Consider the following 26,458-nt stretch of genomic DNA (forward strand, 5'->3'; position numbering starts at 1 on the left):
TCCACGACGCCTGGCAGGGTCCAAATCGACGTACAGGTCGTGATAGCATTCGCCTATGAACTATTCAGGACGATTGGCCGGCAGCCTGGCGCTACTGGTTGCATGTATGGCGGCTCAGGCCCAAAGCGTACTCGATGTGCGCATCAACCCTGCCAATGCGGCGCTCAAGAGCAATGTCGAAGGCTATATCGGCAGCCTGGGCGATCGTGACGGCGAGGCACTGTTGCGCTTCAGTCGCGGGGCCGAGGAGCAGGCGCAGAAAGCGGCGCAGGCGTTGGGCTATTACCAGGCGCGAGTGAGCAGCGAAGTACAGCCGGGAGAAAATCCCCGCCTGCTGCTGCACATAGAGCCGGGAGAGCCTATACATCTGCGCAACGTCACCGTACGTGTCGAAGGTCCGGCGGCGCAATTGAAGGCCTTCCGCGTGCCGCACAGTCGCGAGCTGGCTCCTGGCGCGGTGCTCAACCACGGTCAGTACGAGAATGCCAAGCAGCTGATACAGAACCAGGCCTCGCGCTATGGATTCTTCAGTGGCACCTTCAGCAAGCAGCGCCTGGCCGTCGACCCACGGGCAGGCCTGGCCGACATCGAACTGGTGTACAACAGCGGTCCGCGGTTCAAGCTGGGCAAGGTCAGTTTCCAGGGCGACACGCCTTTCGACGATGAACTGCTGCAGCGCATGGTGCCCTTCAAGGAAGACACCGCCTACGATTCCGAACTGATTGCCGAGCTGAACCAGGCGCTGCAATCGAGTGGCTATTTCGAAGGCGTGCGGGTCGACGCGGCGCCAACGGCAGCCACCGAGCGGGTCATTCCCGTGGACGTGCAACTGACCACGCGCAAGCCCCGGACCATGGGGTTGGGCCTGGGTTATTCGACCGATGTGGGGCCGCGCGGCAAAGCCAACTGGACCCGCCACTGGGTCAATCCCCAGGGCCACAGCTATGGTGCGGAAATGGAGCTTTCCGCGCCTCGGCAGAACGTCGGGCTCTGGTATGACATCCCCCTGGATCCACCCCTCACCGACAAACTGCGCTGGGCTGGTGGCTACCAATACGAAGAGCTGGCCGACACCGACAGCCTGAGCAAACTGCTGACATTCGGCCCGGAATGGCACAGCAAGCTACCCAGCGGCTGGCAGCGAGTCATCTCGCTGAAGTGGCAACGCGAAGAATACCGGTTGGGCGACGACACCGGCCTGAGTACCCTGTTGATGCCAGGCATCAGCTACACCTACCTCAAGAGCGACAACAAGGTCGACCCGCACAATGGCTACCGTGTGCAGCTCGATGCGCAAGTGGCCAAGGAAGGGCTGATGTCGGACACCAACCTGTTGCATGGCAACGTAATGCTCAAGGGCTTGACCACCGTGGCGCAGAATCACCGCTTGCTTGGCCGGGTGCAGTTGGGCGGCAACGCCACCAACGGATACAAATCCGTTCCGCCTTCGCTGCGCTTCTTCGCCGGTGGCGATCAGAGCGTGCGTGGCTACGATTACCAGACCCTGTCTCCGGAAAACTCCGATGGCGACCGCATCGGCGGACGCTACATGGTGGCCGGCAGCGTGGAATACCAGTACTCGATTGCCGAGAAATGGCGCCTGGCGACCTTTATCGACAAGGGCAACTCGTTCAACGACCTCAAGTTCGCCGACCTCAAGACGGGCATCGGCGTGGGCGTACGCTGGGTCTCCCCGGTAGGCCCGATTCGTCTCGATCTGGCCCACGCCATGGATGACGACGGTGGCGTGCGCCTGCACTTTTCCATGGGGCCGGAACTATGAAGCCCGCACTGAAACGAGGTCTGCTGATCTCCCTAGGGGCGGTCGCAGCCCTGCTGCTGACCGTGATCGTGGCCGTGTCGCTGGTATTGGGCACGCAAGCCGGCAGCCACTGGGCGCTGGCTCGCGTGCCCGGACTGACCCTGGAAAACTTCAGTGGCAGGCTGGGCGGGCATTGGCAGGCCGACAGGCTGGTATGGCAGCAGCAGGCGACCCGAGTCGAGGTGCAGGCGCTTGAGCTGGCCTGGTCACCCGCTTGCCTGTGGCGCATGACCCTGTGCATCGACACCTTGCACACCGGCGCCATTCTTGCGCAGTTGCCTGCCAGCGAAGAGCCTGCCGGCAGCGGTCCGATCGTATTGCCCGATCTGCAATTGCCCGTCGCGATAGAGCTTGGCGATGTGCGTATCGATAGCCTGGAGCTGGATGGGGTGCAACAGCTGAGCGGTCTGGAGCTGGCAGCGCACTGGACCGCCGACGGCCTCAAGATCGACCGAGCCCACCTGCAGCGCGATGAACTGGTGCTGGATGTGCACGGCACTCTGCGCCCTGGCGGCCAATGGCCGCTCGATCTCGACGCCCAGGTGCAACTGCCGGCAGTGGACGACAAGCCCTGGCAGGTCACCCTCAACGCCACGGGCGATCTGCTGGACACACTGACCCTGGACGGGGAGAGTAGCGGCTACCTGCCCGCGCTGATCACCGGCACGGTGCAGCCGCTGGCCGAGCATTTGCCTGCGCAGTTGCGCATTCAGAGCGAGGCGTTCAAACCCAGCGCCGGGCTGCCCGACACTCTGGCTTTCAATCAGCTGGAACTCCTCGCCAAGGGTGACCTGCAGGCTGGCTATGCCATCGATGGCCGGGCCAGTCTGCCGGCCGAGCAGTCGCCGATGACCCTGTTGCTTGGCGCGCGGGTGGATGCCAAGGGTGCCGTGGTGCAGGCGTTGGACATCTCGTCCAGCGCGCAACAGCACCTGCGGCTGTCTGGCTCTCTGGATTGGCAACAGGCCCTGGCGGCGAAGGCCAGGATCGACTGGCTGGACTTCCCCTGGCACCGCCTGTACCCGGTCATTGCCGAGCCAGCCGTGAAGGTGCGGCGTTTCAACGGCGAGATCGATTACAGCGACGGCAAGTACCTGGGCAACCTGAAAGGTGCCTTCGATGGCCCGGCTGGTGCATTCACCTTGGTAACACCGTTCAGCGGCGACCTGCAGCAGGTCTTCCTGCCCCAGCTGGAACTGGTGGCCGGGCAGGGCAAGGCGGCAGGGCACTTGAACGTGAAGTTTGCCGACGGCATCGCCTGGGACACGGCACTCGCCTTGAGCGCCATCGATCCGGCGTACTGGGTCGCGCAGATGCCCGGCAGCCTCGCCGGCCCTCTGCGCAGTACGGGTGAATTCAAGAACGAACGACTCAGCCTCGATGCCGACCTGGACCTCAAGGGCCGCTTGCGCGGGCAACCGGCCGTGCTCCAGGCCAAGGCCCAAGGCGCGGGCGAACGCTGGACGCTGGGCAACCTCGACGTTCGCCTGGGTGATAACCGCATCAAGGGTCAAGGCAGCCTGCAGCAGCGAGTCGAGGGTCGGCTGGACATCGACCTGGCCCGCCTGGGGCAGTTGTGGCCCGGGCTGCAGGGTCGGTTGAAAGGTCAGATGGATGCCGCAGGTACCCTGCAGGCACCCCAAGGCAAGCTCAAGCTGGTGGGCCAACAGTTGGCAATGGACAGCAACCGTCTGCAGAACCTGACCCTGGACGCCGGCCTCGATGGGGCCCAGCGCGGCACGCTGGATTTGACCGCTGCGGGCATTCGTGCAGGTGCAACCGACCTGGGCACCTTGAGCGCCAAGGCCTCGGGCGATATCAAGCGACAGCAAGTGCAACTGGCTCTCAAGGGACCTCAGCTTGCCCTGGCGACCAGTCTGGACGGTACGCTGGACAAAGGCTTCACCGCACAAAGCAGCTGGCGCGGGCGACTGGCCAGCGGTTCGGTGCAGGCCGGTGGCCAGGACTGGCGTCTGCAGGCGCCAGCGCGACTGGAATACCTGGCTGGCGGGCAGGTCAACTTCGGTGCCCATTGTTGGCGCTCAGGACAGGCCAGCCTGTGTGGCGAAGACCAGCGCCTGGCGCCCGAGCCGCGCCTGCGCTACCACCTCAAGCAGTTCCCGCTGGACAGCCTGGCCCAGTGGTTGCCGAAGGATTTCGCCTGGCAGGGCCTGCTCAATGCCGACGTGGCGGTGGATGTGCCCGCCAGCGGTCCGGCCGGTGAGATCACGGTCGATGCCGGCAACGGCACCTTGCGGGTGCGCAACGACCAGCAGTGGGTCGACTTCCCCTATCAAACCCTGCGTCTGACCAGCCGTCTGAACCCGAAGCGAATCGATACCGAGCTCAATTTTCGCGGGGATCGCCTGGGGCAATTGCAGGTGATTGCGCAGATCGATCCGATCCCGGAGAGCAAGCCTGTCACCGGCAGTTTCCGCCTGGCCGGGCTCGACCTTTCCATCGCTCGGCCCTTCGTGCCCATGGTCGAAACCCTCAAGGGGCAGCTCGATGGCAGCGGACAGATCACAGGTTCTCTGATGGCACCGCAGGTCAACGGCAACGTCCGTCTCAGCGGTGGCGAAATAGCCGGCCCGGAACTGCCGACCACCCTTGAAGACTTGCAGTTGCAGGCGCAGATCGCCGGTGAAAGCGTGCGTTTGCAGGGCAGCTGGAAAAGCGGCAAGACCGGCCAAGGGTCGCTGGGCGGCACCGTCGCCTGGGCCGATGCCCTGGATGTAGACGTGCAGCTCAAGGGCTCGCGGCTGCCGATCAATGTCGAACCCTATGCAACCCTGGAAGCGGCGCCCGACCTGCGCATCCAGATGAATGGCGAGCGTCTCGCCGTGGTCGGCAAGGTGTTCATTCCCAAGGGTGCCATCGTGGTTCGGCAATTGCCGCCGTCCACCGTGAAGCTATCCGATGACGTGGTCATCGTCGGCAACCAGACCGAGCAGGGCAAGACGCCGTTGCCCATGGCGATTGATATCGATGTGGAAGTGGGCCAGGAAAAACTCACGTTCAACGGCTTCGGCCTGAGCGCCAACCTGGCAGGCCATGTTCATATCGGCGACAACCTGGACACCCGGGGTGAACTGGCCCTCAATGACGGGCGCTACAACGCCTATGGCCAACGTCTGACCATACGCCGCGCGCGCTTGCTGTTTGCCGGGCCTATCAGTCAGCCGTACCTGGATATCGAGGCGATCCGCACCACCGGTGATGTGATCGCCGGGATCCGCTTGACCGGCAATGCCGAGCAACCCACCAGCGAAGTGTTCTCGGAACCGACCATGAGCCAGGAACAGGCGCTCTCCTACCTGGTGTTGGGCCGGCCATTGGGCAACGGCGGCGAGGACAACAACATGCTCGCCCAGGCGGCGCTCGGTCTGGGTTTGATGGGCAGTTCGGGGGTCACCAGCAAACTGGCCACCGACCTGGGCATCGAAGATTTCCAGCTCGACACCCAGGGCAGCGGCGATGCCACCAGTGTGGTCGCCAGCGGCAACATTTCCGAGAAGCTCAGCCTGCGCTATGGCGTGGGGGTGTTCGAGCCGGCCAATACCATCGCCTTGCGCTACCTGTTGAGCAAGCGTCTGTATCTGGAAGTGGCCAGCGGCGTCGCCAGTTCGCTGGACCTGTTCTACAAACGTGATTTCTGAGGCTCGATCCCAAGTCCGCTAGTCGGGCTTGAGTAGGACTCAGAGCGCCAGGGTGCGGCGGATATTGCCGATCTGCCGCTGGCTCAGGCCGTACTTGTGGGCGAGGACGCTGCGTGAGGTGCCGTTGCGCGTCTCGTGGTGAATCTGCTGGTTGCGCCATTGGCGCAGGAAATGGTCGGCCTTGGGAATCTCCAGGGCCATGCCGGCGAAGCGCTGGATCAACGCCACTACCGTTGCGGCTTCCAGATGTTCCGCCAGGGCGGTGCGTTGCGGGTGTTTGGGGATGTAGCGCGGGCGTCCGCCGTAGAGCTGGGTCAGGCGGTAGGCCTGTTCGACACCGATGCATTCGATCAATACCTGCAGCGAATGGGGAAGTTGCTCGACGTCGATCTGCTGGAGCTGTTGGGTGTTCATGGTGACTTCCTTGTGGCAGCACTTGGCCAATCCGGCCGGAGGTCATTCTTGTCCAGGCGCCCCTGAGGCTCTAGGAGTCAAGAGGTCTCTGGCTGTGGGCAGGTTCCGGCAACTGCGTGGGAAATCCATACCGTCATTGGCATGACATTGGCCGTGGCGATGTGCTCGAACACTATGCCTCGGTGGTCCCTGGCGATGTAACATGGCATGCAAACAGATACATCCCGGCAACAGAATCCGGGCCAACACGACTGTCAGGACCTCTACATGACTCAAGCTCAACGTATCAAATATTCCTTGCTGATTGCCCTGGTGGTCTTGCTGATCATGCTCGGGCTGTCCTATCTGCAGACCCAGGGCGTCATCACTGAAAAACTCTTTCAGTACATTGCCATGGGTATCGCCGTACTGGTGGTGGTGATCAACGGTGTGCTGCGTCGCAAGGTCAAGCGACCGTAAGCGGGCGGCCTTTGAACTAATTTTTCGAGGTGACGCTCCAAGACAGTGCAGCACAAACCAATCACTGTTATGGAGTGCCCCATGTTCAAGAAGACTTTGACTGCCGTCGTTGCAACTTCCGCCCTGATGACCGCTGGCCTGGCGCTGGCCGACAAGCCCGGCGCTGGTTGGATCACCATCGAGAAAGCCATCGAGACCGCCAAGTCCAAGGGTTACACGGAAGTGTGGAAAATCGAAGCTGACGACAACGGCTACTGGGAAGGTGAGGGCAAGAAAGCCGACGGCGTAGCCTACGAGTTCCGTATCGACGGCCAGTCGGGCAACGTGCTGCGCGATCAGAAGGACTGATGCCCGCGGGCTTGTCCTGAGGCGGGTGGGTGTGGCGTACTAGGGCCTCGTTCCGTTGACGCCAGGAAATGCCCGATGCCTGCTAGCGACCCCGCCGTTCAATCGCTGTCCTTCGAAGATCTGACGCACTTGCTGCGTCAGATCTTCTTGCGTCATGGCACCTCTGCCGAGGTGGCCGACATTCTTGCTCACAACTGTGCAACTGCCCAACGAGACGGGGCCCACAGCCACGGCACATTCCGCATTCCCGGTTACCTTTCCACCCTGGCCAGCGGCTGGGTGGACGGCAAGGCGCGTCCGCAGGTCGAAGACGTTGCCAGTGGTTATGTGGCAGTGGATGCCGCCGGTGGCTTTGCCCAGCCAGCACTGGCCGCGGCGCGCGGGCTGTTGGTGAGCAAGGCACGCGAGGCAGGTATCGCCGTGCTGGCGATCCGCAATTCCCATCACTTTGCTGCGCTCTGGCCAGATGTCGAACCGTTCGCTGCCGAAGGCCTGGTGGCCCTGAGCGTGGTCAACAGCATGACCTGCGTCGTTCCCCATGGAGGCACCAAGCCATTGTTCGGCACCAATCCGATCGCCTTCGCAGCGCCGTGCGCAGGCAAGGATCCGCTGGTCTTCGACATGGCAACCAGCGCACTGGCCCACGGTGATGTGCAGATCGCGGCACGGGCCGGGCATCCCGTGCCTGTCGGTGCCGGTGTCGACAAGCACGGGCAGCCGACGACCGACCCGGCGGCAATTCTCGATGGCGGGGCGCTGCTGCCGTTTGGTGGCCACAAAGGCTCGGCGTTGTCGATGATGGTGGAGCTGCTTTCAGCGGCCCTCACCGGTGGAAATTTTTCCTTCGAGTTCGATTGGACACGTCATCCTGGTGCGCAGACGCCCTGGACCGGGCAGTTGATCATCGTCATCGACCCTGACAAGCGTGCTGGCCAGAACTTTGCCGAACGTAGCCGCGAGCTGGTCGAGCGCATGCATGAAGCCGGGCAATCGCGCCTCTCGGGCGACAGGCGCTATCGCCAGCGCGCACTGGCAAGGACTCAGGGCATTTCGATGCCTGTCGAAGAGTTGGAAAGATTGCGGGCTTTGGCTGGAGAATGATGCAGGAAGGGCCGCTGCGATCGACGGCCCGGAACAACGATGCGAGAACACGGGTGAAATCTGTGGGTGCAGTGCGGACTGATCAGTCGCGACGGCCCAGCAGCAGCCCCAGCAACAGGCCGCAGGTTGCCGAAGCAGCAACGGTCTGCCAAGGATGGCCACCGATGTAGGTTTGCGTGGCTTCGACCACTGGCTTGGCGCGCTCGCGCAGCCCGGCCAGGGAGTACGAAACATGCTCCAGCTTGGAATTGACTTGCGCGCGCAGGCTATTGGCGTCATCACCCACCAGGGAGGCGCCGTCCCTGAGCATTTTTTCCGATTCTTCGATCAACGCCAGCAGCTCGCTGAAAACTTGATCCTTGATTTGATCCTCGGCCGATTCAGCACTTGATCTACGGGCCATTTCACTCACTCCTGGTGTTTATTTAAGGCAGTGCAAGATTGAGTCCCGGCGCCCTGGAAAGTTGCATGCAGGGCTCAGGTGCAGCGTTTGCTCCTACAGGGTTTCATGTCCAGACGTGTAAGATGTCGCCTGTTTTTTCTGCTGGCAGGTATTCGCAATGAGCTTCAATCTCGCTAATCGTTCGCTGGCCGAGCGCGCCATGATCGAGGATGAAAAGGCCCGTCTCTACGAGCTGTGGCAAGCCAACCTGGGCAAGGCCAAGGCCGACGCTGCCCGACTCATTGGGGAAAAGGCCAAACGCAAGGGGCGTTGGGCCGAGTGGGTACGCGCCGAGCTGGACGGCATGTCTCCCCCTGAATACGCCAACATGGTGCGTGCCGAAGTGAACAAGCTGATGGCCGCGGCACGCTGAGCCAGGGGCTGTCGGATTCGGCGGCACAAGCGCCGGGTTTCAATAGCCCGCTGCAGCCGGCAGGCTCAAGGTACCGCTGTCGCTGAAGCGCACCGTTCCGAACAGTCCGCCGGCAAGCTTGCCATGCAATCGGTAGGGCATGCCGTTCAGGCTCTGGGCGGGATTGAGGCCCACGGCCTGGCGCAACGCCGTAAACGCAGACACGCTCACAGGCACGGCCAGCACTTCCTCCGAATAACGTTCGATACGACCGTGCTGGCTGCTGACGCCACTGGCCAACGGCTGGCCGTTGACGTCCAGGTTCACCGCTATGCCGTCGTAGTCGATGGCGGTTTCGTTGGGGTTCTGCAGCCGCAGCTTGATGGCGAAGCGCAGCTCCAGCTCTTGCGCAGGCAAGGGCTCGATGCCCACCACACTGATGGAAACCGGATCCCTGGAGGGCAACAGCGAACATCCCGCTATGCCGGCCAGGAGTGCCAGGGTCAAGCAACTGCGCAATAAGCGAAACATGAGTGGGTAACTCCCGGACCGAGCACGTCGCTCCCTCAGTGCGACCATGAGTGTGGCTCTGGGTTCGCCATTCTGCGGGATGAGCGAACCAGGATGTGCCTGGCAGAGGCTTGGACTGGCTTGATGTGTGCAGATGTTTCAAAGAAATGGCGTTCCTGTGGGCCCAGCCCTGCGCCGCCTGGGAAGTGCGGGCATCGGTGCGTTGGATCGGGGCAGTCAATCGCGGCAAGCCCCAGACTGGCGCAGCGGTTCGACCATCGAGAGTAGGGCTGCTTTCACTTTCGAGGCGTCAAGTAGCCACTTGGCGCCTATGGTTACCCTTCAGGAACGTTCCTATGCGCACATCCGTCTCCGAGGGCACACCCCATGACCGTTTCGAAACTCAAACCTACGCTGGGCACGCTGCACCTTTGGGGTATCGCCGTTGGCCTGGTGATCTCCGGTGAATACTTTGGCTGGAGCTATGGCTGGGGCAGTGCCGGCACCCTGGGTTTCCTCTGCACCACGCTGATGGTCGCTGTGATGTACACCTGCTTCATCTTCAGCTTCACCGAACTGACCACGGCCATTCCCAATGCGGGTGGTCCATTTGCCTACAGCCTGCGCGCATTCGGCCCTGCAGGCGGCATGATTGCCGGGCTGGCGACCCTGATCGAATTCGTCTTCGCCCCGCCGGCCATCGCCATGGCCATCGGCGCCTACCTCAACGTGCAGTTTCCCGGCCTTGATCCCAAATGGGCCGCGGTCGGTGCCTATGCCGTGTTCATGAGCCTCAACATTGTCGGCGTGAGCATTGCGGCCACCTTCGAACTGGTGGTGACCATCCTGGCGGTGTTCGAATTGCTGGTGTTCATGGGCGTGGTGGCGCCGGCGTTCAGTTTCAGCAACTTCGTCCTGGGCGGTTGGGCCGGGTCCGACACGTTCAGCCTCGGTGCATTGAGCGGGATGTTCGCGGCGATTCCTTTCGCCATCTGGTTCTTCCTGGCCATCGAAGGTGCGGCCATGGCCGCCGAGGAAGCCAAGGACCCCAAACGCACCATTCCCCGGGCCTACATCGCCGGGATCCTGACCCTGGTCACCTTGGCCATCAGCGTGATGATCTTCGCCGGCGGCGTCGGCGACTGGCGCGCCCTGGCGAACATCAACGACCCGCTGCCGCAAGCCATGAAAGGCGTGGTGGGCGAGAACTCCAACTGGATGCACATGCTGGTATGGATCGGCCTGTTCGGGCTGGTCGCCAGCTTTCACGGAATCATCCTGGGCTATTCACGGCAGTTCTTCGCGCTGGCACGGGCGGGTTTCCTGCCCAAGGGCCTGGCCAAGCTATCGCGCTTCCACACCCCGCACCGCGCCATCCTCGCCGGTGGGGTGGTGGGCATCGCGGCGATCTTCAGCGATGGGCTGGTCAACCTGCAGGGGCTCAGCCTGACCGCAGCGATGATCACCATGGCCGTATTCGGCGCCATCGTCATGTACATCATGAGCATGCTCAGCCTGTTCAAGCTGCGCCACAGCGAACCTCAGCTCGAGCGTTCCTTCCGCGCGCCCGGCTATCCGCTGGTGCCGGCCATTGCGCTGGTGCTGGCGCTGGTGTGTCTGGTGGCGATGGTGTGGTTCAATGCGATGATCTGCGGGATCTTCATCGGTCTGATGTGCCTCGGCTCGCTGTTCTGCGTATTCGTGCGCAGCCGCGGCGACAGCCACCCCGCAATGGCCAGCGAGTGAGGAGGGCAGCATGAGTTTCGTGCACAGCATCGCCGGGCAGACCTGGCGCTTCGACAATCTCCGGCAGTTGATGGCCAAGGCCAGTCCGGCACGCTCGGGGGACTACCTGGCCGAAATCGCTGCCGGCAGCGACGCCGAGCGGGCGGCGGCGCAGATGGCCCTGGCGGACGTGCCGCTCACGCGTTTTCTGCACGAGGCGCTGATCCCCTATGAAGAGGATGAAGTCACCCGCCTGATCGTCGATACCCACGATGCCCCGGCCTTTGCTGCGGTCAGCCATCTGACCGTGGGCGGCTTTCGTGACTGGCTGCTCGGCGACGAGGCCAACGAAGCCAGCCTGCGGGCCCTGGCGCCCGGCATCACGCCGGAGATGGCCGCTGCCGTGTCGAAGATCATGCGTGTGCAGGACCTGGTCCTGGTGGCGCAGAAGATTCGCGTGGTCACGCGCTTTCGCAACACGGTAGGGCTGCGTGGGCGGATGTCGACCCGGCTGCAGCCGAACCATCCCACGGACGATCCGGCCGGTATCGCTGCCAGTGTTCTGGATGGCCTGCTGTATGGCAACGGCGATGCCATGATCGGCATCAATCCGGCCAGCGATAGCCTCAGCGCCATCAGCGAGCTGTTGAAGATGCTCGACGGCGTGATCCAGCATTACGGCATACCGACCCAATCCTGCGTGCTGACCCATGTGACCTCTTCGATAGCCGCCATCGAGCGCGGCGTGCCGCTGGATCTGGTGTTCCAGTCCATCGCCGGCACCGAAGCGGCCAACAGCAGCTTCGGTGTCAGCCTGGCGGTGTTGCAGGAAGGCCATGAAGCAGGCCTGAGCCTGAAGCGCGGCACCCAGGGCAACAACCTGATGTACTTCGAAACCGGGCAGGGCAGTGCGTTGTCCGCCAACGCCCACCATGGGGTCGATCAGCAGACCTGCGAGGCGCGGGCCTATGCGGTAGCACGGCGGTTCGACCCATTCCTGGTCAATACCGTGGTCGGCTTCATCGGCCCTGAATACCTGTACAACGGCAAGCAGATCATCCGCGCAGGGCTCGAGGACCATTTCTGCGGCAAGCTGATGGGTGTGCCCATGGGTTGCGACATCTGCTACACCAATCATGCCGAGGCTGACCAGGATGACATGGACATGCTGCTGACCCTGCTGGGCGTGGCCGGTATCAATTTCATCATGGGCATTCCGGGGTCGGACGACGTCATGCTCAATTACCAGACCACCTCTTTTCACGATGCCTTGTATGCGCGCAAGACCCTGGGCCTGCGGCCGGCACCGGAGTTCGAAGATTGGCTGGCGCGCATGGACATTCTGCAACAGCAGGACGGCCAGCTGCGCCTGGGTACGGGTGTTCCGCCGTTGTTCGGCACGGCCCTGGCCCGTCTGGGTTGACGGGCCAAGGTTTGGCTAACGCTATCCATCTGCTCGAAGGTGAGCCATGAACGACAACACTCCCACCCGAGGCGACCCCTGGAGCGCGCTGCGCGCACTGACACCGGCGCGCATAGCCCTGGGCCGGGCCGGCACCAGCTTGCCCAGCAGCGCACAGCTGGACTTCCAGTACGCCCATGCGCAAGCCCGCGATGCCGTGCACCTGCCGTTCGACAAGGCAGCGCTCGCCGAGGCTTGTCCCGGTAGTTTGAGCCTGCACAGCGCGGCGACTGACCGGCATGTCTATCTGCAGCGTCCTGACCTGGGTCGGCGCCTGGACGAGGCTTCGCTCCAGCAGCTGCTCACTCACGCCGGCGAGAGTTCGGCAGGGTTCGACCTGGCGGTGGTGATCGCCGACGGTCTTTCCGCGCTGGCTGTGCATCGGCATGCGCTGCCCATGCTGCAACGCATCGAGCAGATTGCGGGTGATGAGGGTTGGAGCGTTGCGCCGGTGTGCCTGGTCGAGCAAGGACGGGTGGCCGTGGCCGACGAGGTAGCGCAGGCACTGGGCGCGCGCATGGTGGTACTGCTGATCGGTGAGCGGCCGGGCCTGAGTTCGCCCGACAGCCTCGGGCTGTATTTCACCTATGCACCGCGAGTGGGGTTGAACGATGCCGCGCGCAACTGCATTTCCAATGTTCGCCAGCAGGGCCTGAGCTACGCCACCGCTGCGCACAAGTTGCAGTACCTGATGCGCGAGGCCTGGCAACGCAAGCTGTCGGGCGTCCACCTCAAGGATGAAGCGTTGGTACCCGAAATCGAAAACGACGCCCCGCAGCGACCGGGGAATTTCTTGCTCGACAACCCCCTGTAGCAGCGGCGCGAGCCGCGTCGGCGGTATCCGCGGTGCATCTGGCCCAACGCGGTAAGCCCAGACGCGGCTTGCGCCGCTGCTACAGGGGATGGCGAGCCGCGTCGGCGGTTTCGCGGTTACAGGGGATTGCGCATCTTTTCGATATGAATCCAGAGGTTTTCATCCTCGAAGGATTCGATCACCAGGTTAGCCCCGGCGGACCGCAGGGTCTGCGCCGATTGGCTGGTCGACAGCGCCACGGTGAACAGCCCAGCCGCAACCGCAGCAGTTACCCCAGGTACCGAATCTTCGAAGGCAATGCCTGCCTCGGCGCGTGCGCCCAAGCGTTGCAGGCCGGTAAGGTAGGGCAGCGGATCGGGTTTGGCGCGTGCCAGCTCTTCGGCAACCACCACTGTCGGCAGGCGCTCGGCCAGGCCCAGGGCATCGAGCATGTGTTCGGCATTGGCACGCGGTGCGTTGGTCACTACCACCATGCCCAGTTGCGCCTGCTCGGCATAGTCGAGCAAGCGCAACAGCCCGGCAATCGGCGCAAGTTGCGGTGCAAGTTCGCGAAAGCGCGCTTCCTTGCGATCGGCGAACGCTTCGTGCTCCGCCACCGAACGCTCTGGAAACAGGTACTGGCACATGTCGGCATTGGCCCGGCCGCTGGCATGCAACTGGAACTCTTCATGGGTGAATTCGCGACCTTCCTCGGCCAGCAATTGCTGCACGGCAAGCAGGTGCAGGGCGTCGGTTTCAGTCAATGTACCATCGAGGTCGAACAGCAGAGCTTCGAGCATGAATCGTCCATTCCATCCCAGGGTTTGCCGCAGTGTAGCAGTGTCGACCGTCAGTTCCGATGCTTGCGGATCTGCGACGGGGAAGATGAAGCTTGGCAAGTATTTAGTGTGATGTTATTTTGCCATCAATTGAATAGTTCCTCTCTTAAATTGCCCGGTCTCTCGCAGGAAGCTCGAGCCTGACATCTGCAGGAAAGTGTCATGTCCGATCCCGTTCATGCTTCTGCTCAGGCTTTCGTGTCCTGTGATCGGCTTACTCTGTTGCCCGATCGACGACAATTTCTCACCGATCTTGGCCACCTGTTGCTGCAGCATCCGGGAGCATCGCGTCATCTGGTGCTGATCGATGCCGTAGACACCGCCTGGGCCCATGACATGACGCTGGCCCTAGGCATGATCCCGTTCGAGAACCTGCTGTGCTGCATAGCGCGTCGGCTGAAGCGCCTGCGCGCGGGGCAGGGGCGGGTCTATCATATCGGGCGCAAGCGTTTTGCCTTCGTGCTGGACGCCGAGCAAGCCGATGTCGGCAACTATCTCGACATGCTCGTACACGCCTTGCGCTGTCCCACCCAGATAGAAGGCATGCCGGTTCGACCCACCGTGCGCGCTGGCGTAACGCCCTTTCTGCTCAGCTTCGAAGCGGTCCGCGATGCACTGCGCAAAGCCATGTACGCGGCCGAACTGGCGCTGCTCGCCGGCCAGGCGTGGGCGTGGTACGACCCCGTGCGCGACAACGCTTATCGCAGGTCCTTCCGGTTGGCTGCCGATGTGACCCAGGCGCTGCGCGATGGACAGCTGCGATTGGTGTTCCAGCCACGTTTCGCCTTGCCCGAGGGTGATCAGGTCAGTGCCGAAGCACTGCTGCGCTGGGAGCATCCAAGGCTGGGCCCGGTTTCGCCCGCCGAGTTCATTCCGGTGCTGGAAAAGAGCGCGTTGATCCACAGCGTGACGCGCTGGGTCATCGACGCGGCATTGGCCAAGCTGGCCCAATGGCCCGCAACGGTGCTCACCAAGCTGTCGCTGAATCTTTCGGCGCTGGATTTCGATGGCCACGACATTACCCAGGTGATCAGCGGGGCCTGTCGCACCCACGGCATCCACCCCGAGCGCCTCGAAGTCGAGATCACCGAAGGCGAGTGGCTGCGTTCCAATCCCCAGGTGCTGACGCAGCTGGCCGCCATTCGCGAATTGGGCGTGGATGTAGCAATTGATGACTTCGGCACCGGCTACAGCAATTTCTCCTACCTGCACGAGATACCTGCCAATGTGGTGAAACTGGACAAGTCGATGATCACCGGCATGGAGCACAGCCCGCGGCATCAGCTGATCGTGCAGACGGTACTGGAACTGGCGCGCAAACTGGGCTATCGCACGGTGGCCGAAGGCGTCGAAACCTTCAAGTGCATGCAGATGATCCGCGCCCTGGGTTGCGATGAAGCCCAAGGCTATTTTTTCGCCCGGCCCATGCCCGAACAGGAATTTCTCGGCTGGAGCGGCGCATCGCGGTTCCCGTTGCGCAAATTGCTGGTGGCAACGCCGGCCTGATCGGTACCGTTGGCACCCTGGGTGGCGAGAACTGAAAATAGACGCTTTACTGTTTATGCATACAGTAGTAAAAATGCAGCCATGAACAGATCACTCCCACTCACCGACATTTATTTTCCGCGCAGCCTGGCCTTGAGGGCAGCTCAGTGATGGGCGCCGTGGTCAGCCTGGACGGCCTGATCGACCAACGCCGCATCTGGCGTGGACGTCAGGAAAGCGCCCCCAGTGCCTTGCAGCCCACCGGGCATGCTGCCCTCGATGCCGTGCTCCCCAGTGGGGGGTGGCCACCGGCGGCTCTCAGTGAAATCCTTCTTGCCGCCAACGGCAGTGGCGAATTGCAGTTGCTCTGGCCGACCCTCGCACGCTTGAGCCAGGCCGGCGAACGAATCGTATTGATAGCACCGCCGTTCATCCCCTATCCCCATGCCTGGATGGCAGCGGGTGTACGTTTGCAGCACCTGTGCGTGCTCAAGGCCCAAGGCAAGGACGCCTTGTGGGCTGCCGAGCAGTGCCTGCGTTCCGGCAGCTGCGCAGCGGTACTCTGCTGGCCGCAGAACCCCGATGACAAAGCCTTGCGACGGCTGCAGGTGGCGGCCGAAACCGGCGAGACCCTGGGCTTTGCCTTGCGCGAACAACGTGCGGCGCTCAACCCGTCACCGGCAGCGCTGCGGCTGTCGCTGCAAGGGCCTGCCGGGCAGGTGCAGGTACTCAAATGTCGCGGCGGGATACCCCCTGCGATGCCCGTTACTTTCGTCAGTCACGTTTGAGATTGCCATGCTGTGGGCCTGCATTCTGCTGCCGCAACTGGCGCTCGACGCCGTGCTGCGCCAGCGCGAAGATCCGCAGCAACCGCTTGCCCTGGTAACCGGCCCGCTGCAGCGACGCGTGCTGCAAGCGGTCAACCCGGCAGCACGTGAACTTGGCCTGAAGCCGGGGCAGTCACTCACCGCCGCCTACATGCTGAGCCGTGATTTCGCCACCGCACCCTACGACCCGGCACAGATCGAACACTGGCAGCGGTTCCTCGCGGCGTGGGCCTATCGGTTCAGCTCCCAGGTCAGCGTGCATTACCCCCGGGTCCTGCTGCTCGAAGTGCAGTCGACCCTCGGACTGTTCGGGCCATGGCCTCAGTTCGAGGCGAGGCTGCGCAGCGAACTTGATGCACTGGGCTTCCGCCATCGCATCACCCTGGCCCCCAATCCGGCCGCAGCACGCATGCTGGCCAACGCCTATGACGGTCTCAGCGTCGAGGATCAATCGACGCTGGCCGATGTTCTCCAGCGCTTGCCGGTGGAGCGGGTCGGCCTTGCCGCCGCCGATGCCATCGCACTCAAACGCATGGGCATGCGCCATCTGGGCCAGGTGTTGGCGCTGCCCAGGGCGCAATTGGCCAGGCGTTTTCCTGCCCAGGTGCTCAGTCACTTGGATACCCTGCTCGGGTACCGGCCTCTGGCCCTCGAATTCTTCATGCCTGCCGATGTATTCGACCAACACATCGAACTCAACTTCGATGTGGAATCCCATCAGGCGCTGTTGTTTCCCTTGCGGCGTCTGATCAATGACCTGGCGGTGTATCTGGCCGGGCGGGATGTGGGGGTGCAGCGTTTCACCCTTCATCTCAAGCATGCCGAGGGCGAAGACACCCTGGTCGAAGTCGGCTTGCTCGCTGCCGAGCGGGACCCCGCCTTGTTGTTAGAACTGGCCCGCGGGCGCTTCGAGCATCTGCAGGTACCCCGGCCTGTGCAGGTGGTACGGTTGAGCGCGCTCGATCTGCCGCGTTTCGTACCCGCCTGCAAAGAGCTGTTCGACCAGCGCCCGCAACAGACCCAACCCTGGGAGCAATTGCGTGAACGCCTGCGGGCACGCCTGGGCGACGATGCCCTGCAGGATCTGCGCGCCCACGCGGACCATCGCCCCGAGCGAGCCTGGCGCAACGATGGCGCTTGGGTCCCGGTCTCTCCGGACCTGAGCGCAGCGCGTCCAGGTTGGTTGCTGGAGCAGGCCGAGCCTTTGCCCGCGCAGGGCCTGCGTGTGCTGGCGGGGCCTGAGCGTATTGAATCGGGTTGGTGGGACGGTGGCGATGTGCGCCGCGACTACTATCTGGTCGAAACTTCGGCAGGGCGACGGGGCTGGGCCTACCGCGCAGTGGGCGATGACCCTCAGTTGCTGTTGCAGGGTTGGTTCGCATGAGCCAGGGCTACGCCGAGCTGCATTGCCTTTCCAACTTCAGCTTTCAGCGCGGGGCGTCCAGTGCTCAGGAGCTGTTCGCCAAGGCTGCGGCGCTGGGCTATCAAGCGTTGGCGATCACCGATGAATGCACCATGGCCGGTATCGTGCGCGCCTGGCAGGCCGCTCAGGCCCATTCGATGACGTTGATCGTCGGCAGTGAAATGCGCATCGAACAGGGGCCAAAGCTGGTGTTGCTGGCCCAGAACCTCGACGGCTACCAGTCCCTGTGCCGTCTGATCACCCTGGCTCGGCGGCGCGCCAGCAAGGGCCAGTACCGTTTGCTGCGTGATGACCTCGACCAGGTCGATCGCCAAGGCTTGCTGGCACTGTGGATAGCCGATGAACCCCACGATCTGGCCCACGGCCATTGGCTCAAGGGGCGTTTTGCCGAGCGCTTGTGGGTGGCCGTGCAGTTGCACCGCGGCGCCGATGACGCGCGGCGCTTGCAAGGTCTGCTTGGCCTGGCCAAGACCCTCGGCCTGCCGGCAGTGGCGTGTGGCGATGTGCACATGCATGCCCGTGGCCGGCGGGCTCTGCAGGACACCATCACTGCCATACGCCATCACGTGCCGGTGGCCGAAGCGGGGCACGTGCTGTTTGCCAACGGCGAGCGCCATCTGCGCGGGCTGTCTCAACTGGCCGACATCTATCCCGTCGCGCTGCTGCAGGAAACCTTGAATATAGCCCGGCGTTGCAGCTTCGATCTGGGCCAGCTGCGCTATCAATATCCGCGCGAGCTTGTGCCCCAAGGTTACGAGGCCGGTTCCTGGCTGCGCCACTTGAGTGCCCAGGGTGCGCGCCGGCGCTGGCCGTCGGGGGTGGACCCCGAGGTGCAGGCGTTGCTCGACAAGGAACTGCAACTGATCATCGAGCTGGGCTATGAAAGCTATTTCCTCACCGTCCACGACATCGTCCGTTTTGCCCGCGAACGGCACATCCTCTGCCAGGGACGTGGCTCGGCCGCCAACTCGGTGGTCTGTTTCGCCCTGGGCATCACCGAGCTCGACCCGCGTGAAACGCACATGCTGTTCGAACGCTTCATCTCCAGGGAACGCAACGAGCCGCCGGACATCGACGTGGATTTCGAGCACGAGCGGCGCGAAGAAGTCCTGCAATACGTGTTCCGTCGCTACGGCCGCGACCGCGCCGCCCTGACTGCTGTCGCCAGCAGCTATCGAGGGACGGGCGCGGTGCGTGATGTGGCACGTGCACTGGGCCTGCCAGCGGACCAGATCACTGCCCTGGCCGATTGTTTCGGGCGCTGGAGCGACCACCTGCCACCGCTCGAGCGGTTGCTGGAAGCCGGCTTCGAAACCCAAAGCCCGGTGCTCAAGCGGGTGCTGGCCCTGACCGAGCAGCTGATCGGTTTTCCCCGTCACCTGTCCCAGCATCCGGGAGGCTTCGTCATTTCCGAGCACCCGTTGCACACGCTGGTCCCGGTCGAGAACGCCGCCATGGCCGAGCGCACGGTGATCCAATGGGACAAGGATGACCTGGATGCCGTGGGCCTGTTGAAAGTCGACATTCTGGCGCTGGGCATGCTCAGCGCGATCCGCCGCTGTTTCGATCTGGTGCGCGGCTACCGTGGCCGCGAACTGACCCTGTCGACGTTGCCCAAGGAGTGCCCGCAGACTTACGCCATGATCAGCCGCGCCGATACCATCGGCGTGTTCCAGATCGAATCGCGGGCGCAGATGGCAATGCTCCCGCGGCTCAAACCCAAGACGTTCTACGATCTGGTGATCGAAGTCGCCATCGTACGGCCAGGGCCCATCGTCGGTGACATGGTTCACCCGTATCTGCGCCGGCGCAACGGCGAGGAAGCCGTGAGCTATCCTTCCGAGGCCCTGAAGAAAGTCTTCGAACGCACGCTGGGCGTGCCGCTGTTTCAGGAGCAGGTGATGGAATTGGCGATCGTCGCCGCTGGCTACACGCCAGGGGAGGCGGACCAGTTACGTCGTTCGATGGCCGCCTGGAAGCGCCACGGCGGTCTGGAACCGCATCAGCTCCGCCTCACCGAAGGCATGCTCAAGAACGGTTACACCCGTGAGTTCGCCGAACGCATCTTCGAGCAGATCAAGGGCTTCGGCAGCTACGGTTTTCCCGAGTCCCATGCGGCCAGCTTCGCCTTGTTGACCTATGCCAGTTGCTGGCTCAAGTGCCATGAGCCGGCAGCCTTCGCCTGCGCGCTGATCAACAGCTGGCCCATGGGCTTCTACAGTCCCGACCAGATCCTCCAGGATGCACGTCGCCATCATCTGCAGATCCTCGCCGTCGATGTGTGCCACAGCGACTGGGACTGCAGCCTTGAGCCCAGCGACGGCAGGCAACCGGCCCTGCGTCTGGGGCTGCGAATGGTCAAGGGCCTGCGTGAGGAAGCCGGGCGCGCCGTACAGCAGGGCCGCCTGGACGGGCCGTTCCGCGACGTCACCGACCTGGCCCGGCGCTGTGGGCTGGACAACCGCAGCCTGGAACAGCTGGCCGATGCCAATGCCTTGGTCGGCCTGGTAGGGCATCGCCATCAGGCGCGCTGGGATGTGGCCAGCGTCGAGCAGCAGTTGCCGTTGTTCGCCGAAGCGCCCGGCCTGCGCGAGGAGCCCGTAGCCTTGCCGGTCCCCAGTGTCGGCGAAGACCTCTACGCCGACTATGCCAGCCTCGGTACCACGTTGGGTCCGCACCCGCTGGCCATGCTGCGCGAGCGGCTTCAGGCGCTGCGCTGCCGCAGCTCCCATGACCTGCAGAGCCTGGCCCACGGTCGTCCGGTCACCGTGGCCGGGTTGGTGACGGGTCGGCAACGGCCGTCGACCGCCAGCGGGGTGACCTTCGTTACCCTGGAAGACGAGTTCGGCATGATCAACGTGGTGGTCTGGCGGGATCTGGCCGAGCGCCAGCGGCGGGTGCTGGTGGGTTCGCAGATGATGCAGGTCAAGGGCCGGTTCGAGCACAAGGACGGCGTGCGCCACGTCATCGCCGGGCATATGGCCGATGTCAGCGCCATGCTCCATGGGCTGGATGTGCGAAGCCGCGATTTCCACTAGCCAGGCTGCGCGGTCCAGGCAAATGCAGTATTGTTGTGTCCATTCGTAAAAGCCTGTGCTGTTCAGGCGATCGCCAAAGGGTAGAGGGTGTCATGGGTCACGAAAGCATCAACTGGGACAAATTGGGTTTCGACTACATCAAGACCGACCTGCGCTACCTGTCGCACTGGCGCGACGGTGAATGGGACCAGGGCAACCTGACCGAAGACAACGTGCTGCACATCAGTGAAGGCTCCACCGCGCTTCACTATGGACAGCAGTGCTTCGAGGGCCTCAAGGCTTACCGTTGCAAGGATGGTTCGATCAATCTGTTTCGCCCCGACCAGAACGCCCTGCGCATGCAGCGCAGCTGTGGTCGCCTGTTGATGCCGCAAGTCCCCACCGAGGTGTTCATCGACGCCTGCCGCCAGGTGGTCGCCGCCAACGAGCGCTTCATTCCGCCCTATGGTTCAGGCGGCGCACTGTACCTGCGTCCGTTCGTGATCGGCGTAGGTGACAACATCGGCGTGCGCACTGCGCCCGAGTTCATCTTCTCGATTTTCTGCATTCCGGTCGGCCCTTACTTCAAAGGTGGCATGAAACCGCACAACTTCGTCATTTCCGGCTACGACCGCGCCGCGCCCAACGGCACCGGTGCTGCCAAGGTGGGTGGCAACTACGCCGCCAGCCTGATGCCGGGCTCCAACGCCAAGAAGGCAAACTTTGCCGATTGTATCTACCTGGACCCCCAGACCCACACCAAGATCGAAGAAGTGGGTTCGGCGAACTTTTTCGCGATCACCCGCAACGATGAATTCGTGACCCCGAAATCACCGTCCGTGCTGCCTGGCATCACCCGTCTGTCGTTGATCGAACTGGCGCAATCACGCTTGGGCTTGAAAGTGATCGAAGGTGATGTGCTGATCGATCAGCTCGACCAGTTCAAGGAAGCGGGGGCATGCGGCACCGCGGCAGTGATTACCCCGATCGGGGGAATCGAATATCAGGACAAACTGCACGTGTTCTTCAGCCAGGAAGAAGTGGGCCCATTCACGCAACGTCTCTACAAGGAGTTGACCGGTATCCAGTCCGGTGACGTGGAAGCTCCACAGGGGTGGATCGTCAAGGTCTGATCTTCAGGGCAGGCTGGCACCTGGCGGCCTGCTTGCCCTGCATTCCGTAGCCGCTCGTTCGAGCGGCATCGTCATCAGTGTCGAGCATCGCGCGTCGACTCTGCATGCCTCAGGTAGAGCCTTGCGATTTCAGCTCGCCAAATGCGTCTGAAAAGAAATGCGCTGGAACTGCGTGCGCGCATTTTCCATGGCCTGTACTTCTCGTCGCTTGTCTGCCCGTATCAGCCCCACGAAAACGAAGGTCCCGAGTACGGACAGTGCGCACCAGCCCAGCAGAAAGGTAATCATGGGTCTCTCCTGTTGATCGCCCGCGCAGGGATGATCCCCTGCCAATTGCTGTATCGGCCTGATGGCACAATGCTTTATACCGTTCATCGGATCAGGTCAGCGTGGCGCCTTCAGGGAAATCCTCGACGGATGCAACGATAACCCTCCGTCGTACTCTTACTGTAGGACACTTTTCGAGGGCAAGTAACGATGACGACGCCGGACAAGGACTACATCCAGTGGCTGGTCGACCAGTCCATGCTGCATACGGCCAAACAGCGCGCCAAGCTGTATGCCGGACAAGCGCGGCTGTGGCAACGACCCTACGCCCAGGCCAGACCTCGGGATGCATCAGCCATTGCTTCGGTCTGGTTCACGGCCTACCCGGCTTCCATCGTTACACGCGAGGAGGGCTCGGTATTGCAGGCCCTCGGCGATGAAACCTTGTGGCATGCGTTGTCCGAGATCGGCATCCAGGGTATTCACAACGGCCCGTTGAAACTCTCCGGCGGCCTGCGTGGACGTGATCGCACGCCCAGCGTCGATGGCAACTTCGACCGCATGAGCTTCGACATCGACCCCGAGCTGGGCACTGAAGCGGACATGATCCAGCTCAGCCGCATGGCTGCAGCGCACAACGCCGTGGTCATCGACGACGCGATCCCTTCGCACACCGGCAAAGGCGCGGATTTCCGCCTGGCCGAAATGGCCCATGCCGACTATCCAGGTCTCTACCACATGGTCGAGATCAAGGAAGAAGACTGGGGCCTGTTGCCTGAAGTGCCGGCCGGGCGCGACGCGATCAACCTGACCCCGGAAGTCTGCGACATCCTCAAGGAAAAGCACTACATCGTTGGCCAACTGCAACGTGTGATCTTCTTCGAACCCGGCGTCAAGGAAACCGACTGGAGTGCGACCCCGGTGGTGGTTGGCGTGGACGGCAAGGCGCGACGCTGGGTCTACCTGCACTACTTCAAGGAAGGCCAGCCATCGCTGAACTGGCTGGACCCGACCTTTGCTGCGCAGCAGATGATCATCGGTGATGCCCTGCATTCCATCGACGTCATGGGCGCGCGCATCCTGCGTCTGGACGCCAACGGTTTCCTCGGCGTCGAGCGTCGTGCCGAAGGTCCGGCCTGGTCGGAAAGCCATCCGCTGTCGGTGAACGGCAACCAGCTGCTAGGTGGCGCCATTCGCAAGGCCGGTGGTTTCAGCTTCCAAGAACTGAACCTCACCATTGACGACATCGCCTCGATGTCCCATGGCGGCGCGGACCTGTCCTACGATTTCATCACGCGGCCTGCCTACCAACACGCGCTGCTGTTGGGCAATACCGAGTTCCTGCGCCTCATGCTGCGTCAGGTGCATGCCTTCGGTATCGATCCGGCCTCGTTGATTCACGCCTTGCAGAACCACGACGAGCTGACCCTCGAGCTGGTGCACTTCTGGACGCTGCATGCCCACGATACCTATCTGTACCAAGGGCAGACTTTCCCCGGCAACATTCTGCGCGAGCACATCCGCGAAGAAATGTACGAGCGCCTGGCCGGCGAACACGCACCCTACAACCTGAAATTCGTCACCAACGGGGTGTCCTGCACCACTGCCAGTATCATCACGGCGGCGCTGGGCATCCGCGATCTTGAGGCGATCACCGATCAGGACATCAAGCAGATCCAGCACATTCATTTGCTGCTGGTGATGTACAACGCCATGCAACCCGGCGTGTTCGCGCTGTCGGGCTGGGATTTGGTCGGTGCGCTTACTCTGCCAGCCGAGCAGGTCGCTCATTTGATGGAAGACGGTGATACGCGCTGGATCCATCGCGGCGCCTATGACCTTGTAGGGCTCGACCCCGAGGCTGAGTTTTCCGCGGGCAACATGCCGCGTCCGAAGACGCTTTACGGCAACCTGGTAGACCAGCTGCAGCGCCCGGACAGCTTCGCTTCGCAATTGAAAAAGATTCTGGCTGTGCGCCGTGCCTATGACATCGCCGCGAGCAAGCAAATCCTGATTCCGGATGTGCAACATCCTGGCCTGTTGCTGATGGTGCACGAGTTGCCTGCCGGCAAGGGTACCCAGATCACGGCCTTGAACTTCAGCAATGAACCGATTGTGGAGACGTTGCATCTGCCGGGTATCGCTGCGGGACCTGTGGTGGACATCATCAACGAGCGGGTCGAGGGTGATTTGACTGAAGCCGGTGAATTCACCATTACCCTGGATCCGTACGAGGGTCTGGCTCTGCGTGTGGTGAGTGCCTCGCCGATCTGACCGCTTGCAAGCCCTGGCGTTTGATACACGCCAGGGCTTGCAAAGCCAGATGGCGGAAAGCACTGAGGGGAGCCTGGGCTCCCCTCAAGGGTGTGTTGCATGCTCTTTTTTATTATTGAGGGGCGACCTGTTGTTGTATTTGTCAGTCGTGGCCCTTGTCGCTTGTTGTGCGACCCCCAAGCGGGGTCAAGAGCAAACGTATTTTTTTGAGCGCTGATCTGCCTTTATCATCGATCCAACCAGTGGGTAGCTACTGAGCGTAGTTTTGTTGTTCTCTACCTGGCTGCGGGGCAAGCCCCTGAAAAGCATTTCCTCTCCAAAAAAATCTGTTAGCTACGTCTCTGTCGCGTTTGTTCTTGTTATGTCAGAGTCGTTTCGTCTTGTTGTTATTGGTTTATCGCGTTGTTGTTATTGTTGTACGTATGACATAGCAGGGTACGTGCCAACTTTTAAAAATCGTTATAAATCAGATCGTTGAATTTCTTGAGCACTCTGGATGTGACAAAGTGACGCAGATCTGTTCCCTTGTTACCCGTATCTGCTCCCGCGCTCGCATCACCGGTAACACTTTGTGTCCGCCATCGGCCACGGCACCGTGTCTTTCGTCATGGGCTTACCCAGACCTCCACCCGACGGTTCTTGATCCGCCCTTCGTCGACCTCGTTGGTCGCCACCGGCAGTTGCGCGCCAAAGCCCTGGATATCGCGGAACACCACGTCCGCCTTGGCCAGCTCCCGGCGTACCGCCATGGCGCGTAGCCGCGACAACAGCACCGCACGGGCGGAATCATCCTTGGCATCACCGAACCCCACCAGTGTGGTCTTGTTCTGCAGCAGGTGATGGCGGCGCAGGTAATCCTGCACCCTTACCACGTCGGCCAAAGCCTTGTTATCCAACGTCGCGCTGCCTTCGGCAAAACGGAAACTCACCGACAGGCGCCGGCCCTCACGGGCCAATTGCCGGTACAGCGCAGGCATGTCGGGCGAGACAGGGACAGTCATGGCTTGCACCGTTTGCGCCACGAAGCCTTGCTGGGCAACGATTGCCTGCCCCGGTTCGCTCTGCGCGAAAGCAATCAATGCGTCGGCCCATGGCGAGGGGCGCATTGGCGGGCTGTACAGGTACAGCCGCCGGCTCAGGGGGTAATCCTGGGTTGCAATCAGGCTGACCGTCGGCGCCATGAACTGGCTGTCGCCATCGGCGATGGCCAGCGCGCGGGCACCGCGTATCGAGGCCAGGCCGATGAAGCCTATGGCGTAACGATCGGCGCTGACCTGATCCGACAGTTGCTCGCTCGATTCAAGCCTGACCGCATGGGTCGTCAGGCGCCTGGCATGCGGGGTCAATACCTGGTCGCGAAACGTCTCCCAGGTGCCCGAGCGGGCATCGCGGGCCAGGACATGGATCGGGCCACGGCCACCCAATGCGTTCCAGTCGTTGATTTCGCCGCTGAATACCTGGGCAAGCTGGCGGGTGGTCAGCTGCCGCAGGGGGTTGTCGGGATGGACGATCACGGCCACGCCGTCGATGGCGATCACGTGTTCGGCGCCGAAGCTGGTCAGCTCGCCCAGGGATGCCAGTCGGCTGCGCTCTTGGTCAGTGATGGGCCTGGAGGAGGCGGCCAGATCGGCTTGCCCGGCCAACAGGCTGTCGAACCCGGTGCTGGAGCCGTGGGCGCCGACTTCGAAACGTAACGAAGTGCCGTCCTGGGGCTGGGCGATAACGAGTTGTTCGCCGGGCGATGGGCTGAGCGTCTGGATATCATGCAAGCCGCGGGCTTCGAGCAGCCCGCGTATGAGTGCCGGAACCAGCACCGCCCCCATGGTGTTGGAGCCCTGGATGCGCAAGGTGGCCGAATCGGCGCGGGCGCCTGTGCTCAGGTTCACGCCCAGGCTCAGGATGCACAGAATGAGAAGCAGACGGCGCATGGCGGCTCACCGGGTCGGGAAGCCTCGCAGATTAAGACAGTGATGTTGCAGGGGGATGACGGTGCATTTCAGGTGGATCACCTAGAACCTATCGCGGCCAATGACCGCTCCTACAGCGATTCGCGATGCCCCTGTGGGAGCGGTCATCGGCCGCGAAGGGCACGACGCCGTCTTCGCT

General features: G+C 62.6%; 21 protein-coding genes. 15 read left to right on the forward strand and 6 right to left on the reverse strand.

Annotated features, from left to right (window positions below; translation table 11 throughout):
- Positions 1–55 precede the first annotated feature (55 nt).
- Together IFT44_RS01370 and IFT44_RS01375 are read left to right on the forward strand one after the other, a co-directional pair.
- On the forward strand, positions 56–1,783 hold the full coding sequence (locus tag IFT44_RS01370; RefSeq protein ID WP_192175278.1) for an autotransporter assembly complex protein TamA: 1,728 nt from the start codon (positions 56–58) through the stop codon (positions 1,781–1,783).
- A complete protein-coding gene (locus IFT44_RS01375) occupies positions 1,780–5,481 on the forward strand; it encodes a translocation/assembly module TamB domain-containing protein (RefSeq protein WP_244652067.1) in 3,702 nt (1,233 codons plus the stop codon). The genes IFT44_RS01370 and IFT44_RS01375 overlap by 4 nt, the downstream gene beginning before the upstream one ends.
- Before the next feature lie 39 nt (positions 5,482–5,520).
- Here the strand turns inward: IFT44_RS01375 and IFT44_RS01380 are convergent, their stop codons facing one another.
- Positions 5,521–5,895 (reverse strand): Mor transcription activator family protein, encoded by a 375-nt coding sequence (locus tag IFT44_RS01380; RefSeq protein WP_122476937.1) that lies wholly within the window; start codon positions 5,893–5,895, stop codon positions 5,521–5,523.
- Positions 5,896–6,162: 267 nt separating this feature from the next.
- Here IFT44_RS01380 and IFT44_RS01385 point away from each other — a divergent pair, with 267 nt between their 5' ends.
- The 3 genes from IFT44_RS01385 (at position 6,163) to IFT44_RS01395 (ending at position 7,803) form a co-directional block, all read left to right on the forward strand.
- Positions 6,163–6,354 carry a hypothetical protein gene (locus tag IFT44_RS01385; protein ID WP_185793444.1) on the forward strand — a complete coding sequence of 64 codons (192 nt, stop codon included), beginning with the start codon at positions 6,163–6,165 and terminating at the stop codon, positions 6,352–6,354.
- A gap of 81 nt (positions 6,355–6,435) precedes the next feature.
- On the forward strand, positions 6,436–6,702 hold the full coding sequence (locus tag IFT44_RS01390; protein ID WP_122476941.1) for a PepSY domain-containing protein: 267 nt from the start codon (positions 6,436–6,438) through the stop codon (positions 6,700–6,702).
- 75 nt (positions 6,703–6,777) lie between these two features.
- A complete protein-coding gene (locus IFT44_RS01395; protein WP_192102077.1) occupies positions 6,778–7,803 on the forward strand; it encodes an Ldh family oxidoreductase in 1,026 nt (341 codons plus the stop codon).
- Between the two features lie 82 nt (positions 7,804–7,885).
- Here the strand turns inward: IFT44_RS01395 and IFT44_RS01400 are convergent, their stop codons facing one another.
- Positions 7,886–8,206, reverse strand: coding sequence for a DUF883 family protein (locus tag IFT44_RS01400; RefSeq protein WP_122476944.1), 321 nt, complete (start codon positions 8,204–8,206; stop codon positions 7,886–7,888).
- 157 nt (positions 8,207–8,363) lie between these two features.
- On the opposite strand from IFT44_RS01400, the gene IFT44_RS01405 reads away from it, so the two are divergent.
- Positions 8,364–8,618 carry a hypothetical protein gene (locus IFT44_RS01405; RefSeq protein ID WP_122476946.1) on the forward strand — a complete coding sequence of 85 codons (255 nt, stop codon included), beginning with the start codon at positions 8,364–8,366 and terminating at the stop codon, positions 8,616–8,618.
- 39 nt (positions 8,619–8,657) lie between these two features.
- Here IFT44_RS01405 and IFT44_RS01410 read toward each other — a convergent pair whose 3' ends face one another.
- On the reverse strand, positions 8,658–9,128 hold the full coding sequence (locus IFT44_RS01410; protein ID WP_122476948.1) for an LEA type 2 family protein: 471 nt from the start codon (positions 9,126–9,128) through the stop codon (positions 8,658–8,660).
- 366 nt (positions 9,129–9,494) lie between these two features.
- Between IFT44_RS01410 and eat the strand changes: the two genes are divergently transcribed.
- The 3 genes from eat to eutC are packed head-to-tail and all read left to right on the forward strand — an operon-like array spanning position 9,495 to position 13,108.
- Entirely contained in the window at positions 9,495–10,853 is a 1,359-nt protein-coding gene (gene eat / locus IFT44_RS01415) for an ethanolamine permease (protein ID WP_192175279.1), read from the forward strand.
- Positions 10,854–10,863: 10 nt separating this feature from the next.
- A complete protein-coding gene (locus IFT44_RS01420; RefSeq protein WP_192136741.1) occupies positions 10,864–12,255 on the forward strand; it encodes an ethanolamine ammonia-lyase subunit EutB in 1,392 nt (463 codons plus the stop codon).
- A gap of 46 nt (positions 12,256–12,301) precedes the next feature.
- The gene (gene eutC / locus IFT44_RS01425; protein WP_192136742.1) at positions 12,302–13,108 is read left to right on the forward strand and encodes an ethanolamine ammonia-lyase subunit EutC; all 807 of its coding nucleotides are present in this window, start codon (positions 12,302–12,304) and stop codon (positions 13,106–13,108) included.
- Positions 13,109–13,224: 116 nt separating this feature from the next.
- Here the strand turns inward: eutC and IFT44_RS01430 are convergent, their stop codons facing one another.
- On the reverse strand, positions 13,225–13,887 hold the full coding sequence (locus tag IFT44_RS01430; RefSeq protein WP_185793438.1) for an HAD family hydrolase: 663 nt from the start codon (positions 13,885–13,887) through the stop codon (positions 13,225–13,227).
- Positions 13,888–14,088: 201 nt separating this feature from the next.
- Between IFT44_RS01430 and IFT44_RS01435 the strand changes: the two genes are divergently transcribed.
- From IFT44_RS01435 to IFT44_RS01455, 5 genes are all read left to right on the forward strand, one after another.
- On the forward strand, positions 14,089–15,432 hold the full coding sequence (locus tag IFT44_RS01435) for a putative bifunctional diguanylate cyclase/phosphodiesterase (RefSeq protein ID WP_192175280.1): 1,344 nt from the start codon (positions 14,089–14,091) through the stop codon (positions 15,430–15,432).
- 149 nt (positions 15,433–15,581) lie between these two features.
- Positions 15,582–16,199: a translesion DNA synthesis-associated protein ImuA gene (gene imuA / locus IFT44_RS01440; protein WP_192175281.1), complete on the forward strand. Its 618-nt coding sequence runs from the start codon at positions 15,582–15,584 to the stop codon at positions 16,197–16,199.
- Between the two features lie 7 nt (positions 16,200–16,206).
- Positions 16,207–17,622 (forward strand): Y-family DNA polymerase, encoded by a 1,416-nt coding sequence (locus IFT44_RS01445; RefSeq protein ID WP_192175282.1) that lies wholly within the window; start codon positions 16,207–16,209, stop codon positions 17,620–17,622.
- Complete coding sequence (locus IFT44_RS01450) at positions 17,619–20,699, forward strand: error-prone DNA polymerase (RefSeq protein ID WP_192175283.1); 3,081 nt, start codon at positions 17,619–17,621, stop codon at positions 20,697–20,699. Before IFT44_RS01445 ends, IFT44_RS01450 begins: the two co-directional genes overlap by 4 nt.
- A 92-nt stretch (positions 20,700–20,791) precedes the next feature.
- A complete protein-coding gene (locus tag IFT44_RS01455; protein WP_122715253.1) occupies positions 20,792–21,811 on the forward strand; it encodes a branched-chain amino acid aminotransferase in 1,020 nt (339 codons plus the stop codon).
- A gap of 129 nt (positions 21,812–21,940) precedes the next feature.
- Here IFT44_RS01455 and IFT44_RS01460 read toward each other — a convergent pair whose 3' ends face one another.
- Positions 21,941–22,099, reverse strand: a complete 159-nt coding sequence (locus IFT44_RS01460; protein WP_192047161.1) for a hypothetical protein — start codon at positions 22,097–22,099, stop codon at positions 21,941–21,943.
- Positions 22,100–22,288: 189 nt separating this feature from the next.
- On the opposite strand from IFT44_RS01460, the gene treS reads away from it, so the two are divergent.
- Positions 22,289–24,352: a maltose alpha-D-glucosyltransferase gene (gene treS / locus IFT44_RS01465; protein WP_122797729.1), complete on the forward strand. Its 2,064-nt coding sequence runs from the start codon at positions 22,289–22,291 to the stop codon at positions 24,350–24,352.
- 605 nt (positions 24,353–24,957) lie between these two features.
- Here the strand turns inward: treS and IFT44_RS01470 are convergent.
- Positions 24,958–26,280, reverse strand: a complete 1,323-nt coding sequence (locus IFT44_RS01470) for a substrate-binding domain-containing protein (RefSeq protein WP_192175284.1) — start codon at positions 26,278–26,280, stop codon at positions 24,958–24,960.
- Positions 26,281–26,458 lie beyond the last annotated feature (178 nt).

Source organism: Pseudomonas sp. CFBP 13710 (genome assembly GCF_014842235.1).
GTDB lineage: Bacteria > Pseudomonadota > Gammaproteobacteria > Pseudomonadales > Pseudomonadaceae > Aquipseudomonas > Aquipseudomonas baltica.

Bases quoted from the DNA above. Each gene is read 5' to 3' on its own strand.
- IFT44_RS01370 (WP_192175278.1), top strand. From the start codon at position 56: ATGAACTATTCAGGACGATTGGCCGGCAGCCTGGCGCTACTGGTTGCA.
- IFT44_RS01375 (WP_244652067.1), top strand. From the start codon at position 1,780: ATGAAGCCCGCACTGAAACGAGGTCTGCTGATCTCCCTAGGGGCGGTC.
- IFT44_RS01380 (WP_122476937.1), bottom strand. From the start codon at position 5,895: ATGAACACCCAACAGCTCCAGCAGATCGACGTCGAGCAACTTCCCCAT.
- IFT44_RS01385 (WP_185793444.1), top strand. From the start codon at position 6,163: ATGACTCAAGCTCAACGTATCAAATATTCCTTGCTGATTGCCCTGGTG.
- IFT44_RS01390 (WP_122476941.1), top strand. From the start codon at position 6,436: ATGTTCAAGAAGACTTTGACTGCCGTCGTTGCAACTTCCGCCCTGATG.
- IFT44_RS01395 (WP_192102077.1), top strand. From the start codon at position 6,778: ATGCCTGCTAGCGACCCCGCCGTTCAATCGCTGTCCTTCGAAGATCTG.
- IFT44_RS01400 (WP_122476944.1), bottom strand. From the start codon at position 8,206: ATGGCCCGTAGATCAAGTGCTGAATCGGCCGAGGATCAAATCAAGGAT.
- IFT44_RS01405 (WP_122476946.1), top strand. From the start codon at position 8,364: ATGAGCTTCAATCTCGCTAATCGTTCGCTGGCCGAGCGCGCCATGATC.
- IFT44_RS01410 (WP_122476948.1), bottom strand. From the start codon at position 9,128: ATGTTTCGCTTATTGCGCAGTTGCTTGACCCTGGCACTCCTGGCCGGC.
- eat (WP_192175279.1), top strand. From the start codon at position 9,495: ATGACCGTTTCGAAACTCAAACCTACGCTGGGCACGCTGCACCTTTGG.
- IFT44_RS01420 (WP_192136741.1), top strand. From the start codon at position 10,864: ATGAGTTTCGTGCACAGCATCGCCGGGCAGACCTGGCGCTTCGACAAT.
- eutC (WP_192136742.1), top strand. From the start codon at position 12,302: ATGAACGACAACACTCCCACCCGAGGCGACCCCTGGAGCGCGCTGCGC.
- IFT44_RS01430 (WP_185793438.1), bottom strand. From the start codon at position 13,887: ATGCTCGAAGCTCTGCTGTTCGACCTCGATGGTACATTGACTGAAACC.
- IFT44_RS01435 (WP_192175280.1), top strand. From the start codon at position 14,089: ATGTCCGATCCCGTTCATGCTTCTGCTCAGGCTTTCGTGTCCTGTGAT.
- imuA (WP_192175281.1), top strand. From the start codon at position 15,582: ATGGGCGCCGTGGTCAGCCTGGACGGCCTGATCGACCAACGCCGCATC.
- IFT44_RS01445 (WP_192175282.1), top strand. From the start codon at position 16,207: ATGCTGTGGGCCTGCATTCTGCTGCCGCAACTGGCGCTCGACGCCGTG.
- IFT44_RS01450 (WP_192175283.1), top strand. From the start codon at position 17,619: ATGAGCCAGGGCTACGCCGAGCTGCATTGCCTTTCCAACTTCAGCTTT.
- IFT44_RS01455 (WP_122715253.1), top strand. From the start codon at position 20,792: ATGGGTCACGAAAGCATCAACTGGGACAAATTGGGTTTCGACTACATC.
- IFT44_RS01460 (WP_192047161.1), bottom strand. From the start codon at position 22,099: ATGATTACCTTTCTGCTGGGCTGGTGCGCACTGTCCGTACTCGGGACC.
- treS (WP_122797729.1), top strand. From the start codon at position 22,289: ATGACGACGCCGGACAAGGACTACATCCAGTGGCTGGTCGACCAGTCC.
- IFT44_RS01470 (WP_192175284.1), bottom strand. From the start codon at position 26,280: ATGCGCCGTCTGCTTCTCATTCTGTGCATCCTGAGCCTGGGCGTGAAC.